Below are 13,362 nucleotides of genomic sequence, written 5' to 3'. Positions count from 1 at the left end.
GGTTGCAACAGTTGGTGATTCTGTGACTATTGTGCCGAATGTTGCGCTTGTGACTCGTGAAGCGCGTGGGGTGTGTCGCGCCCGACCGATGGGTCAGGCCGAGAGCTCGCCGGACAACCGGCTCATCAGGCTCTTGTGGACATGTGCGGACAAGAAGGGCGTCACGTCTCCACCCAACTTCGCCACCTCCTTCACCAGCGAGCTCGAGACGTGGGCGAATCGTGGGTCGGTGAGCAGGAAGACCGTCTCCACATCGGCGAGCTCGCGGTTCATCTGCGCCATCGGCACCTCGTAGTCGAAGTCGACGGCGGAGCGCAGCCCCTTCACGATGGTGTGGATCGACTCCTGCCGCAGGTAGTCGACGAGCAGGCCCTCCCACCGGTCGACCCGCACATTCGCCAGGTCCGCACAGTCCTCTTCGATGAGTTCGATCCGCTCGTCCACACCGAACATGCCGCGCTTGTTGGGGTTGACCACCACGGTGATCACGACCTCGTCGAAACACGCCGCAGCGCGTTCCACCACGTATCGGTGACCGAGGGTGAAGGGATCGAAGGAACCGGGACACACTGCCGTCGTCATGGCCCGAACTTACCGGTCAGACCAGGCGGGCGATCTCCACCCGGGTGTCGCCATAGGACTTGTCGACGACCACCTCGTACTCAGATGGCCAGATGTCGCCGGTGGACCGCGTCGAGCGTTCGACGACGATCAGCGCGTCGTCGTCCAGGTGTGACCGCAGCAGCTCCAGGTCCGCGGTGATCCGGTCGGCCCGGAGGTCGTACGGCGGATCGGAGAAGACGAGGCCGAACCGCCGTTCCGCGGCGCCGGCGAGGTAGGCCGACACCGTGCGCGTATGTACGGTGGCGTTCGGGCCCACCCCACAGGCCCGCACGTTGGCGGCTATCGTGACGGCGGCCCGGCGCCCGGAGTCCACGAACGTCGCCCCCGCGGCACCACGCGAGATCGCCTCGAGACCCAGCGCCCCCGATCCCGCGTACAGGTCGAGGACCCAGAGTCCGTCCAGATCGGATCGGGCGGCCAATATGTTGAACACCGATTCGCGAACCCGGTCGGAAGTGGGCCGGGTACCCTCGCCCGGAACACGCAGTCGGCGCCCACCCAGCCGGCCGGCGATGATCCTCGTCATGGGGCCATTCTGCAACCCCGGAAGCCACCCGAACCAATCCGGAATCACGTCTTTGTGACCCGCTTCACATTGTATGCCTGAACAGGGACAAGGTAGGCGTTCCGCGGACCAATTTCCGCAGGTACATGACTTCTACGACACGCATTGTTAACGTCGAGTGCGTTATGAGCCCTTCCCAAACAAGAACGGCCCCGACAACAACCCTCACCGTCGATTACCGGGTTCCCACGGTCGACGACGGTATCCGCCTCTGGGAAATCGCTTCGGACTCACAGGTTCTCGACGTCAACTCGAGCTACTCCTATGTGCTGTGGTGCCACGATTTCGCCACCACCTCGATCGTCGCCGAAGTCGACGGCCGCGCAGTCGGTTTCGTCACCGGATACCGGCGGCAGAGCGACCCCTCCACCCTGATGGTCTGGCAGGTCGCCGTCGACGACGAGGTGCGCGGACACGGCATCGCGGCGACCATGCTGCACGAGCTGTTCGACCGCGTCAACCGTCACGGCATGGTCGCCATGCACACGACGATCAGCCCGGACAACGTCCCGTCCCAACGCCTGTTCGCCTCGGTGGCCAAGGTCCGCGGACTTCGTTTCGAACGTCGAGACCTGTTCGCGGCGAACACATTCCCCGACTCCCACGAGCCGGAAGATCTCTACATGCTCGAGCCGGAGATCCCCGAGCCCTGAGTCCGGCGCGACTCCGATCGTCGTCTTGGACCACCGGGCCGACGCCTCAGATGCGGCACGCGCGCGGCGTTTCCATCTTGCCGACCCGTAATCGGTTGTCCCGCATAACATCCCGACCAAAGGCCGACCCCAGCCCGTGGGGCTCAGCCGAACCCGGCGATCGCGATGACGCGACCCCGAGCCGGGCACATGAACCCCACGTTGTCACACCAGAAGGAAGCACACGACATGCCACTTCTCGACACCCACATGGACGATTCAGTCTTCACCGCCCACGAATCCGAGGTGCGCAGCTACTGCCGTAACTGGCCGGCTGTGTTCACCACCGCCAAGGGCTCCTACATCACCGATCAGGACGGCCGCGAATACCTCGACTTCTTCGCGGGCGCCGGGTCCTTGAACTACGGCCACAACAACCCGGTCCTGAAGAAGGCCCTCCTGGAGTACATCGAGTCCGACGGCATCACCCACGGTCTCGACATGGCGACCGTCGCCAAGGGGAACTTCATCGAGAAGTTCACCGGCCACATCCTCGAGCCGCGCGGACTCGACTACAAGATCCAGTTCCCCGGCCCGACGGGTACCAATGCCGTCGAGTCGGCACTCAAGCTGGCGCGCAAGGTGACCGGTCGCGAGTCGATCATCAGCTTCACCAACGCCTTCCATGGCATGACGCTCGGATCGCTGTCGGTGACCGGTAACTCGATGAAGCGTGCCGGCGCCGGTATCCCGCTCGTCCACGCGACGCCCATGCCCTTCGACAACTACTTCGGCGGCGTCATGGAGGACTTCGCCTGGTTCGAGCGTGTGCTCGACGACTCCGGCAGCGGCCTGAACCGCCCGGCGGCGGTCATCGTCGAGACCGTCCAGGGCGAGGGCGGCGTGAACGTCGCTCGTGCCGAGTGGCTGCGGGCCCTCTCCGACCTGTGCCAGCGTCGCGACATCCTGCTGATCGTCGACGATGTCCAGATGGGCTGTGGCCGCACCGGCGAGTTCTTCTCGTTCGAGGAAGCCGGCATCAAGCCCGACATCGTCACCCTGTCGAAGTCGATCAGCGGCTACGGGCTGCCGTTCGCGCTGACCCTGTTCAAGCCCGAGCTCGACGTGTGGACCCCCGGCGAGCACAACGGCACCTTCCGCGGGAACAACCCGGCCTTCGTGACCGCCGCCAAGGCGATCGAGACCTACTGGGCCGACGACGCACTGACCCGCGACATCCATGCCAAGGGCGAGCGGATCCACGAGGTCTTCACCGACCTGTGCAACCGCTACGACGGCATCTCCACCCGTGGGCGTGGCATGGTGCGCGGACTCGCGTTCGAGGACCATACCGCCGCGGGCAAGGTCTGCGCGCAGGCCTTCGGCGCGGGACTCCTGGCCGAGACGTCGGGCCCGTCCGACGAGGTGGTGAAGCTGCTCCCGCCGCTGACCATCTCGCGCGAGGACCTCGACCGCGGCCTGTCCATCCTGTCCGATGCAGTCAAGGAGGTGATCGGATGATCGTCCGAACCACTGAAGAAATCACCGGGACCGACCGCGACGTCGCCGACCCCAAGGGCAACTGGGTCTCCAAGCGCATCATCCTCGGCGGCGACAATGTGGGATTCTCGTTCCACGAGACCACGATCAAGGCCGGCTCGGTCAACGAGTTCCACTACGCCAACCATGTCGAGGCCGTCTGGCTCGTCGAAGGCACCGGCACACTCCTCGACCGAGAGACCGGCGAGACCTATCCGCTCGCGCCGGGCACGATGTACCTGCTGAACGGCCACGAGCGGCACACCGTCACCGCCGACACCGAGATGCGCATGCTGTGCGTGTTCAACCCGCCTGTCGTGGGCACCGAAGTCCACGACGAGAACGGCGTGTACCCGCTGGTGACCGTGCCGCAGCCGGCCGGCAAGCACGCGGAGACGCCCGTCACCTGACGGCTCTCGCAGACACCTCGAGTACGCACCCTGCCTATCCTGGGCAGGGTGCGTACTCGTCTCCAGCTCGGCTCCGCCCCGGCCGAACACACGCCCCTCGACGATGACGTCGCGGATCGGATCGCGCTGGCCGCCGACATCCTCGCCGGACGCCGTTTCGCGGTTCTGACCGGCGCCGGCATCTCCACTGACTCCGGCATCCCCGACTACCGAAGTCCCGGCTCGCCGCCGCGGACGCCGATGACCCTCGAGATGTTCCTCTCGTCGGCGGACTTCCGACGCCACTACTGGGCGCGCAACCACCTCGGCTGGCGGCACATGGACGCCGCGGTCCCCAACCGAGCCCACCTGGCGCTCACCGAACTCCAGCAGCGCGGATGGATGTCGCGGGTGCTCACCCAGAACGTCGACATGCTGCACACCAAGGCCGGCACCCGCGGGGTCATCGAACTCCACGGATGCTACGGCCGTGTCCGCTGCCTGAACTGCGACTGGCGTATCTCCCGTCACCGGCTCGCCGAGCAGCTCGAGGAGATCAACACCGAGTTCGCGCGCCGGGTCAACGGCCGCGGTGCCATCGAGGTCGCCCCGGACGCCGACGCCACCCTGTCCGACACGTCCGACTTCGTGATGATCGACTGCCCGAACTGCGGCGGCATCCTGAAGCCCGACATCGTCTACTTCGGCGAGACGGTCACGAAAGACGTTGTGGACGAGGCATATTCAGTGGTCGACGAGGCCGACGCACTGATGGTCGTCGGGTCGTCGCTCACCGTCATGTCCGGCCTGCGATTCGCGCGGCGCGCGCACCGCGCCGGCAAGCCGCTGATCATCGTGAACCGCGGGGTCACCCGTGCCGACGAGATCGCGACCCTGAAGATCGATCACGAGGCCGGGTTCGTGCTCCCGGCGCTGGCGACGTTCTGACCTCTGGTCAGCGGCCCACGACCACCAGATCGTCGGCGTGCACCACCGGGCGCTGTAGTTCGGGCGGAAGATCGCCGGTGGAGCGGCCGACCATCGACGCGATGTCGTCGACGCCGTAGGCCGCGACTCCCCTGGCCCGCACCGTGTCGTACTGGTCGACGAGTTCGACGACGTCGCCCTCGTAGAACCTGCCGGTGACCCCGACGATCCCCGCGGCGAGCAGTGAACGCCGCTTGCGCGACACCGCGTCCACGGCGCCGTCGTCGAGCACGATCCGACCCCGCGCGTCGGCGGCGTGACGCACCCAGAACCGACGCGCGGACAGCCGCTCGGGCCGCGCGGCGAACACCGTGCCCACCGAGGCGTCGGCCAGCGCCTGCGCCGCCGAGGAGGCGGCCGCCAGCAGTACGGGCACGCCGGCATCGGCCGACAAGCGGGCCGCGGCCAGCTTGGAGGCCATGCCACCCGTACCCAGCGCGCCGCCGGAGCCGGCGATCACCCCGTCGAGATCCTCAGGGCCGTTGACCTCGGGAATCAACCGGGCGCGACGGCCGTCGACGTCGACCCGGCGCGGATCACCGTCGTAGAGGCCGTCGACGTCGGAGAGCAGGATGAGCGCATCGGCACCCGACAGGTGGGCGACGAGCGCGGCCAGCCGGTCGTTGTCCCCGAAACGGATCTCGTTGGTGGCCACGGTGTCGTTCTCGTTCACCACCGCCACGGCGCCGAGTGAACGCAGACGGTCAAGTGTCCGTTGGGCATTCGCGTGGTGACCGCGGTTGGAGATGTCGTCGGCGGTGAGCAGTACCTGCCCCACCGTGCGGCCGTAGCGCGCGAACGACGTACCCCACGCATGCGCGAGGGCGAGCTGTCCGACGCTTGCCGCCGCCTGCTTGGTGGCGAGATCCGTGGGCCGCTTCTTGAGTCCGAGCGGGGCGATCCCGGCCCCGATGGCCCCCGAGGACACGACGATCACATCCGACCCGGCCCGCATCCGGGCCTCGAGGGCGTCGGCCAGTGCGTCGAGGCGGTTGCGGTCGAGTCCCTCGGTGAGGTCGGTGAGTGCCGACGACCCGATCTTCACGACCACGCTGCGCGCGTGCGCGATCCGGTCGCGTACCGACCCCTCGTGAACGCGGTCGGCGGAACCGGTGCTCACGGGAGGTCCCGCTCCCCGCCGTCCTCGTCCGGCAGCCCGCGCCGCAGACGACGAGCCTGTTTGCGTTCGGCGGCGCCGACGCGATCGGAGCGATCGAGCCGGATGTCGGTGCCGCGCCCGGTGATCGGGACGTCGTCGCCCATCGGCGTAGACGGTTCCCAGTCGAACGTGACCGCACCGATGGTGACGGGCGCGCCAGGCTGTGCACCGCGCTTCACCAGTTCGTCTTCGACGCCGAGCCGGTTGAGCCGATCGGCGAGGTAACCGACGGCCTCGTCGTTGTCGAACTGCGTCTGCGCGATCCACCGCTCCGGGCGGGAACCGCGGACGATGAAGCCGCCCTCGTTGTCCGGGTCGGTCTCGATCGTGAATCCGGTGTCGTCGACGGCCTTGGGGCGGATGATCGCGCGCCGGGCGACCTTGGCGGGCTGGGCATCTCGGTATTCGCGCACCATCCGCGCCAGTGCGAAGGTGAGCTCGCGCAGACCTTCGTGGGCGACCGCCGAGATCCGGAATACGGGCCAACCACGTTCGGCCAGTTCGGGTTCGACGAGGTCGGCGAGCTCGGCGGCGTCGGGTACGTCCAGCTTGTTGAGGATCACCACGCGGGGGCGGGAGGCGAGGTCGCCGAGTCCGTGGTCGTCGTCGAGTGCCGGGACGTACGCGGCCAGCTCGGCTTCGAGCGCATCGATGTCGGAGATCGGGTCGCGCCCGGGTTCCAGTGTGGCGCAGTCGACGACATGCGCGAGCACCGCGCAGCGCTCGAGGTGGCGGAGGAACTCGAGTCCGAGCCCGCGGCCGGTCGAGGCGCCCGGGATCAGACCGGGGACGTCGGCGATGGTGAACACGTCGCCCGCGGTCTGCACGACCCCGAGGTTCGGGACCAGCGTGGTGAACGGGTAGTCCGCGATCTTCGGCTTGGCGGCCGAGAGCACCGACACCAGCGACGACTTGCCGGCCGACGGGAAACCGACGAGCCCGACGTCGGCGACCGACTTGAGTTCCAGAACTAGCGAACGCTGCTGCCCCTCTTCGCCCAGCAGGGCGAAGCCGGGGGCCTTGCGCGCCTTCGACGCGAGCGCCGCGTTCCCCAGCCCGCCGCGGCCCCCCTGCGCGGCCTCGAAGACCGTCCCCTCGCCGACCAGATCGGCGAGGATCGTGCCGCGCTCGTCGAGGACGACCGTGCCGTCGGGAACCTTGAGGACGAGGTCGCCGCCGGTGGCGCCGTCGCGGTTGTCGCCGGCCCCGGGCTTGCCGTTCGAGGCCTTCGCGTGCGGGTGGAAGTGGAAGTCGAGGAGCGTGTGCACCTGGGGGTCGACGACGAGCCGCACGGACCCGCCGTTGCCGCCGTTTCCGCCGTCGGGTCCGCCGAGAGGCTTGAACTTCTCGCGATGGACCGACGCGCAGCCGTGGCCGCCGTTCCCCGCGGCGACGTGGATGGTCACGCGGTCGACGAACCGAGACATCGAAATCCTTCTTCCGTCAAAAAAGAACAGGGCGGGCGGGGTACGCGATGACCCTGCCCGCCCTGTGTAAGAGCTTGTCGTGCCGGTTGCTCAGGTCAGACCGAAGCGGTTTCCGGGACGATGTTGACCGTCTTGCGGCCACGCTTGGAGCCGAACTCCACCGCGCCCGCGGCGAGCGCGAACAGGGTGTCGTCGCCACCGCGACCGACGTTGACGCCGGGATGGAACTTGGTGCCGCGCTGGCGGACCAGGATCTCGCCCGCGCTCACCTGCTGGCCGCCGAAGCGCTTCACGCCGAGTCGCTGGGCGTTGGAATCGCGACCGTTGCGCGAGCTGGACGCGCCCTTCTTGTGTGCCATGTGTCAGTCCTCCTGAGGTCTTCTCGAAGCGGGTCGAACTACTTGATGCCGGTGACCTTGAGGACCGTCAGCTTCTGACGGTGACCCTGGCGCTTGTGGTAGCCGGTCTTGTTCTTGAACTTGTGGATGCGGATCTTGGGGCCCTTGACGTGGTCGACGACCTCGCCGGTGACCGAGATCTTGGCCAGCTTGTCGGCATCGGTGGTCAGGTTCGACCCGTCGACGACCAACGCGACCGGCAGGCTCACCGTGCTGCCGATCTCTCCGTCGATCTTCTCGACCTTCACAGTGTCGCCTTCAGCGACCTTGTACTGCTTACCGCCGGTCTTGACGATCGCGTACGTTGCCATCGAAGTATTCCTCTTACTCGTCTACTCGGACCCTGGGGGCGCGAGCGCTCCTTGGGCGTTTGTGTTGTGCGTGCCGGGGCGGGCCACAGGGCACCCAGCATGTGGCCGGGGAAGCTGCGGTTCGCACCAGAGGGCCTGCCGACGGACTACGCACCGTTGCTGTGCCGAAGCGGGCAGAACAGCGCAGACCCTCCGCGGGAGGCGACTTTCCAAGGTTACGGGAACGTCGGCGGTCGGGTCAAACTCGCCCGACCCGGGTCCGGCGCGGCCCGGTCACCCGGGTCAGTCGTCGGCCGGTGGCGGTCCCGCGGGACGGCCCGCGCTGCGCTTGCGCGGCCGGCGCCGTACCGCGACCGCCGCCTCCGAGTTAGCGGCGGAGACCGGACCCGAGGTCGTCACCGGCGTCTCCGCCACGACATCCGCCGCGGTCATCACCACGGTGTCGGGCGGAGTGGTCGTCTGCGCCGGACGACGGACGACCCGCCGACGACGCCGTGCGGCCGCCGGGGCCTGTCCGTCGGTGGCCGAACCGGCCGGCTCGGGCACCGTCTCGACCCCCGCAGGCTCGGATTCAGCCGATTCCGTCCCAGCCGAATCCATCTCAGCCGGTTCCGTCGCCACCGGATACGGCAGGGTCTCGGTCGGCTCGGTAACAGCGGTGTCCACCCGGCTGTCGGCCGTCTGCTGCGGCGACGAACCCTCGACGACGGGTTTCGGCGCATCCTCGACCCGACTCGTGGTGTCACCGTCGGTGGTCGCGCCGGACTCCTCGCCGTGTTCGTCGTCGTGCGCGTGCGCCGCCATCGCCCGGAACATCGGGTGCTCGGCCGGCTTGTGAGCGGGCGCGACGGCCGGGGCGACTGCCTCCGGTTGCGCGTCGGCCTTCTTCTTGCCTCGACGGGGCCGCTTCGAGCCGGCACCGTCGCCACGCGAAGAGTCGTCGGTCTTCACCTCGACGGGATTCGCGTGCACGATGATGCCTCGACCGCTGCAGGCGGTGCAGGTGGTCGAGAACGCTTCCAGCAGACCGGTTCCCAGACGTTTACGTGTCATCTGGACGAGGCCCAGCGAGGTCACCTCGGACACCTGGTGACGGGTGCGATCACGAGCGAGCGCCTCGGTGAGCCTGCGGAGCACCAGATCCCGGTTCGACTCGAGCACCATGTCGATGAAGTCGACGATGATCATCCCGCCGATGTCGCGCAACCGCATCTGCCGCACGATCTCCTCGGCGGCTTCGAGGTTGTTGCGCGTCACCGTCTCCTCGAGGTTGCCACCCGAGCCGGTGAACTTGCCGGTGTTGACGTCGACGACGGTCATCGCCTCGGTGTGCTCGATGATCAGCGTGCCGCCGGAGGGCAGCCACACCTTGCGGTCGAGCGCCTTCGCGAGCTGCTCGTCGATGCGGTGCACGACGAACGAATCCGGCGCGTCGGCGTGCGGCTTGTCGAATTTCTCGACCCGCTCCATGAGATCCGAGGCCACCGAGCTGACGTAACCCTCGACCAGGTTCCAGGCCTTGTCACCTTCGACGACGAGCTTCTTGAAGTCCTCGTTGAACAGGTCACGGACGACGCGCACCAGGAGGTCGGGCTCCTCGTACAGCGGCTTCGGGCTCGACGACCCGCCCTTCTTGGCCTGGGTCACCGCCTCGTCGATGGACTTCCACTGCGACTCGAGGCGGGCGATGTCGGCACCGAGTTCCTCGGCGCTGACGCCCTCCGACGCGGTGCGGATGATGACCCCGGCCTCGTCGGGGACGAGCTTCGCCAGGATCTGCTTGAGACGTTTGCGCTCGACGTCGGGCAGCTTGCGGCTGATCCCGGTCGACGAACCGCCGGGCACGTACACCAGGTAGCGGCCGGCGAGGGAGATCTGCGTGGTCAGACGGGCGCCCTTGTGACCCACCGGGTCCTTGCTGACCTGGACGAGCACGTTGTCGCCGGGCTTGAGCGCCTGCTCGATCTTGCGCGAACCGCCGTCGAGTCCGGCAGCGTCCCAGTTGACCTCACCGGCGTAGAGCACGCCGTTGCGTCCGCGACCGATGTCGACGAACGCGGCTTCCATACCCGGAAGGACGTTCTGGACGCGTCCGAGGTAGATGTTGCCGACCATCGACGACGACGTCGCGGTCGTCACGAAGTGCTCGACGAGGACACCGTCCTCGAGGACCGCGACCTGCGTGTAGTCCTCGACCGCGGCGTGTTCGTGCCCGTCGTTGCCGGAGATGCGGCTGTTCGCGCTGCGCTCTCGGACGACCATGACGCGGTCGACCGCCTCACGGCGCGCCAGGAACTCCGACTCGGTCAGGATCGGCGGACGACGCCGGCCGGCATCGCGCCCGTCGCGCCGGCGCTGACGCTTGGCTTCGAGTCGGGTCGACCCCGAGATGCCCTGCACCTCGTCGCGTGCCCGCTTGCTGCGCGGCTCGCGCTCGTGCACCACCGTGTTCGGCGGATCGTCGGGAGACGCCTCATCGGGTTCGCCGCCACCTTTGCGACGGCGCCGGCGACGGCGGCGGCGAGTCGACGAGGAATCACCGGAGTCGTCGTCATCGGATGCATCCTCGGCGTCGGCCGTGTCGGCATCGTCGCCGGACTCGTCGGCGCGGTCGCCCGCGGCGCCGGACGCCTCGGAGTCCTCCGCATTGTCCGCACCCGAACGACGGCTGCGGCGGCGGGTGCGTTTGCCCGACGGACGGCCCTCCTCCGAGCGCGAGTCCTCGGCCGACTCGTCGGACGTGGTGTCCTCCGAGTCCGTGTCGGCATCGGTTGCCCCGTCACCGGTCGACTCGTCGGCATCGGACGCCTCGGCGTCGGACTCATCCGTGTCCGAATCAGAGTCGCCCCCCTGGTCTCCCCTACCGCGCCCGCGTCCACGACGCCCGCGTCGACGCCGGCGACTCCGACCCGACCCGGAATCATCAGCGTTGAAATCATCGGTGCTGAAATCATCGGTGCTGGAATCGTCGGCGTCCTCGGCGCCGGAGTCGTCCGGGCTCGAGACGTCGGCGTCCCGGTCAGCTGTGGTCGAATCATCGGCCCTCGACCTGTCCGAACGGGCGGGCGCGTCCGCCGATGTCGAGGTCGCGGTCTCGGCAGCGACGGACTCGTCTGCCGGGGTGTCCGCCGACTCGTCCTTCGCGCCCGTCTCAGCGCGGGTCTTCGCACGACCCGAGCGGGCGGCGCGGGGCTTGTCGGCCGGGGCCTGAGGCTGCAGGAACAGCGGCTGCGCGCCGGTCGAGGCGTCGGTCTCCGCGGCCGGGGCCGGCACCGGTGCGTCGTACTGGGCGGCCGAGAACAACGTCGGGGCCTCGGCCGCGGCCGGTGCCGCGGGCGAGTCGTCGGCGGTGGTCGGTGCAGCATCCTCGGTCGATGCGACGTCGGCCGTCGGTGCGTCGTCGGCGGGCGCCGCTTCGGCGGACACCGCCTCGGTCGGCGCTGTTTCGACGGATGCGGCCTCGGCCTGTGCGGTGTCCGTCGGCGGGGTGTCGGCAGGGGCCTCGGCCGGGGTCGTGTCGGCAGCGGCGTCAGGCAGAGCCGCGTCGCCGGCCGGGACGGCTTGCGGAGGTGTCTCGCCGGTCTCGTCGACGCCGGAACGCACCCGTTCGGCCACGGCTTTCGCCAGGTCACGATCGACGCTGGACTGCGGGCTCCGGGTCTGCACGCCGAGATTCGCCAGGTGAGCCAGTACCTGTCGACTCGTCAGGCCCAGGAAGCGAGCCAGGGCGTGCACACGAAGTTTGCTGGGAAATTCTTCCGCCGATTCCGACGCTGCGTTCGCGTCAGCCGGCGACCCGTTGTCGGTCACTCAGTCTCCTCGAACCCCCGGGCGCGTCGGGCTGACGCGGCCACGCGAGGGTCTGCTCTGTGTCCCGGTCCTCGTCGGACCGGTGTTGTGTGGTCTGCGCGTCGTCGCGGCGGTCCGTCTCACGGATCGTCCGACGACGCTCTTGCTGTGTCGATGACCGCGTCCCTGATCGCTTTCCACGCCACCGGGCACAGGCGGAACCTGAGTGTTCGCCCGCTGGCAGCAGGGCGAACTCGGTGGGGTCAGCTGCGGTTCCGTGGCGTCGCGGTGCGTCAGTGCCGCACCGCGACGCGCCGGTATCGGGGCGCGTCATCCGGTCGTCGTCGACAAAGTGTGTCGGCGATAACTGTGCAAGTATCCCACACCGCGGTCGGATGACCGCAAAGGATGAGCGTTTGACGTTGCGCGTCGAGCCGAGGCGCTCGCGTTCAGCCCTCGAGTCCGGGGAACCAGAGTGCGATCTCGCGCTGCGCCGATTCGGGCGAATCGGACCCGTGGACCAGGTTGTACTGGGTGTCGAGCGCGAAGTCGGCACGGATCGTTCCGGGCACGGCCTTCTCGACCGGGTCGGTACCGCCGGCGATCTGGCGAAACGCCGCCACCGCGCGGGGCCCCTCGAGAACGGCCGCGACCAGCGGACCGGACGTGATGAACTCGAGCAGCGAGGGGTGGAACGGCTTGCCCTCGTGCTCGGCGTAGTGCCCGCGAGCGACCTCGTCGCTCGCGGTCTTGAGTTCGAGAGCCACCAGGGTCAAGCCCTTGCGCTCGATACGGCTGATGATGTCGCCGACGAGGTTGCGTTCGACGCCGTCCGGCTTGATGAGTACGAGAGTGCGTTCAGTCACGACTGACACCCTATCGACCGGCTACGGTCACGTACCGGTCAGGAGCAGTACTCACCGGCGACCGGGAAGAAGCCGTAGTCGAAAAGGCTGCCGGTGCGCGAGCGCGGATCGACGACCACCTGCACACAGCCGCCGGGCGAGGCGAGCGCGCCGGCGAGCGCGAGATCGAACTGTTGCGCCAGACCGAGATTCGCGGGCCGGTACTGGGCGGGCACCGGGAGGCTGGCGATGGCCTCGGGCGCCTTCATGGTCGCGGCACGCTGGGTGATCTCGTGGGTGGCGACATAGCTGTACTCCCCCGGCCCGACTGGAACGGGTGCGTCCGCTGCGGGTATGAAGTTCACGATCCCGATCGGTGCCTGGTCCCGCTCCGGTTCGGCCGCCGCCGTGGCCGGGACGGTCAGTGCGAGCGCCGCGCCCGCGAGGACGACAACGGGGAGCACGGGGCGTCGGGTTCGGACGGAGGTGGTCCGGAAGAGCTGGAACTGCACGTATGTCCTCACATCGGGTGTCTCGAGAAGGGGTTCGACAAGCTGCGAGGATCGACTTGTCGGCCCCCGCGGCATGGGCCATTGTTACAGCAAGCCCACCTGGCCGCCCGGGTTCGGCGATAACGGTCCGGCCACAGGTCTTGCGGCCACCAAACCCCGCCCTGAGCAACGAAAACACCGCTGGT

General features: G+C 68.3%; 13 protein-coding genes. 4 read left to right on the top strand and 9 right to left on the bottom strand.

Annotated elements, in window-relative coordinates:
- Positions 1 to 93: 93 nt before the first annotated feature.
- The gene (coaD, locus tag GR168_RS09800) at positions 94 to 582 is read right to left on the bottom strand and encodes a pantetheine-phosphate adenylyltransferase (RefSeq protein WP_058250066.1); all 489 of its coding nucleotides are present in this window, start codon (positions 580 to 582) and stop codon (positions 94 to 96) included.
- Positions 583 to 598: 16 nt separating this feature from the next.
- A complete protein-coding gene (gene rsmD, locus GR168_RS09795; RefSeq protein WP_058250065.1) occupies positions 599 to 1,150 on the bottom strand; it encodes a 16S rRNA (guanine(966)-N(2))-methyltransferase RsmD in 552 nt (183 codons plus the stop codon).
- A 164-nt stretch (positions 1,151 to 1,314) separates the two neighbouring features.
- On the opposite strand from rsmD, the gene ectA reads away from it, so the two are divergent.
- From ectA to GR168_RS09775, 4 genes are all read left to right on the top strand, one after another.
- Complete coding sequence (gene ectA, locus GR168_RS09790) at positions 1,315 to 1,842, top strand: diaminobutyrate acetyltransferase (protein WP_159370626.1); 528 nt, start codon at positions 1,315 to 1,317, stop codon at positions 1,840 to 1,842.
- A gap of 228 nt (positions 1,843 to 2,070) precedes the next feature.
- Complete coding sequence (gene ectB, locus GR168_RS09785) at positions 2,071 to 3,342, top strand: diaminobutyrate--2-oxoglutarate transaminase (RefSeq protein WP_159370625.1); 1,272 nt, start codon at positions 2,071 to 2,073, stop codon at positions 3,340 to 3,342.
- A complete protein-coding gene (locus GR168_RS09780; protein ID WP_058250063.1) occupies positions 3,339 to 3,770 on the top strand; it encodes an ectoine synthase in 432 nt (143 codons plus the stop codon). The genes ectB and GR168_RS09780 overlap by 4 nt, the downstream gene beginning before the upstream one ends.
- 48 nt (positions 3,771 to 3,818) lie before the next feature.
- Entirely contained in the window at positions 3,819 to 4,697 is an 879-nt protein-coding gene (locus GR168_RS09775) for a Sir2 family NAD-dependent protein deacetylase (RefSeq protein WP_159370624.1), read from the top strand.
- A gap of 7 nt (positions 4,698 to 4,704) precedes the next feature.
- Here the strand turns inward: GR168_RS09775 and proB are convergent, their stop codons facing one another.
- From proB to GR168_RS09740, 7 genes are all read right to left on the bottom strand, one after another.
- Positions 4,705 to 5,856 (bottom strand): glutamate 5-kinase, encoded by a 1,152-nt coding sequence (gene proB / locus GR168_RS09770; protein ID WP_159370623.1) that lies wholly within the window; start codon positions 5,854 to 5,856, stop codon positions 4,705 to 4,707.
- Positions 5,853 to 7,322, bottom strand: a complete 1,470-nt coding sequence (gene obgE, locus GR168_RS09765; protein WP_078112230.1) for a GTPase ObgE — start codon at positions 7,320 to 7,322, stop codon at positions 5,853 to 5,855. Before obgE ends, proB begins: the two co-directional genes overlap by 4 nt.
- A 95-nt stretch (positions 7,323 to 7,417) precedes the next feature.
- Complete coding sequence (gene rpmA / locus GR168_RS09760; protein WP_004019626.1) at positions 7,418 to 7,681, bottom strand: 50S ribosomal protein L27; 264 nt, start codon at positions 7,679 to 7,681, stop codon at positions 7,418 to 7,420.
- A 38-nt stretch (positions 7,682 to 7,719) separates the two neighbouring features.
- Positions 7,720 to 8,031, bottom strand: a complete 312-nt coding sequence (gene rplU / locus GR168_RS09755) for a 50S ribosomal protein L21 (protein WP_004019625.1) — start codon at positions 8,029 to 8,031, stop codon at positions 7,720 to 7,722.
- 282 nt (positions 8,032 to 8,313) lie between these two features.
- The gene (locus tag GR168_RS09750; protein WP_159370622.1) at positions 8,314 to 11,841 is read right to left on the bottom strand and encodes a translation initiation factor IF-2 N-terminal domain-containing protein; all 3,528 of its coding nucleotides are present in this window, start codon (positions 11,839 to 11,841) and stop codon (positions 8,314 to 8,316) included.
- A 428-nt stretch (positions 11,842 to 12,269) separates the two neighbouring features.
- The gene (gene ndk / locus GR168_RS09745; RefSeq protein ID WP_058250057.1) at positions 12,270 to 12,686 is read right to left on the bottom strand and encodes a nucleoside-diphosphate kinase; all 417 of its coding nucleotides are present in this window, start codon (positions 12,684 to 12,686) and stop codon (positions 12,270 to 12,272) included.
- A gap of 38 nt (positions 12,687 to 12,724) precedes the next feature.
- Positions 12,725 to 13,177: a hypothetical protein gene (locus GR168_RS09740; protein ID WP_159370621.1), complete on the bottom strand. Its 453-nt coding sequence runs from the start codon at positions 13,175 to 13,177 to the stop codon at positions 12,725 to 12,727.
- Positions 13,178 to 13,362: the final 185 nt, after the last annotated feature.

Origin of the sequence: Gordonia sp. JH63 (assembly GCF_009856645.1) — a bacterium.
Classification (GTDB): Bacteria; Actinomycetota; Actinomycetes; order Mycobacteriales; family Mycobacteriaceae; genus Gordonia; species Gordonia hongkongensis.
This window is presented reverse-complemented; position numbering and strand designations above follow the sequence as displayed.

Bases quoted from the DNA above. Each gene is read 5' to 3' on its own strand.
- rplU (WP_004019625.1), bottom strand. From the start codon at position 8,031: ATGGCAACGTACGCGATCGTCAAGACCGGCGGTAAGCAGTACAAGGTC.
- rsmD (WP_058250065.1), bottom strand. From the start codon at position 1,150: ATGACGAGGATCATCGCCGGCCGGCTGGGTGGGCGCCGACTGCGTGTT.
- ectB (WP_159370625.1), top strand. From the start codon at position 2,071: ATGCCACTTCTCGACACCCACATGGACGATTCAGTCTTCACCGCCCAC.
- coaD (WP_058250066.1), bottom strand. From the start codon at position 582: ATGACGACGGCAGTGTGTCCCGGTTCCTTCGATCCCTTCACCCTCGGT.
- obgE (WP_078112230.1), bottom strand. From the start codon at position 7,322: ATGTCTCGGTTCGTCGACCGCGTGACCATCCACGTCGCCGCGGGGAAC.
- ectA (WP_159370626.1), top strand. From the start codon at position 1,315: ATGAGCCCTTCCCAAACAAGAACGGCCCCGACAACAACCCTCACCGTC.
- rpmA (WP_004019626.1), bottom strand. From the start codon at position 7,681: ATGGCACACAAGAAGGGCGCGTCCAGCTCGCGCAACGGTCGCGATTCC.
- GR168_RS09780 (WP_058250063.1), top strand. From the start codon at position 3,339: ATGATCGTCCGAACCACTGAAGAAATCACCGGGACCGACCGCGACGTC.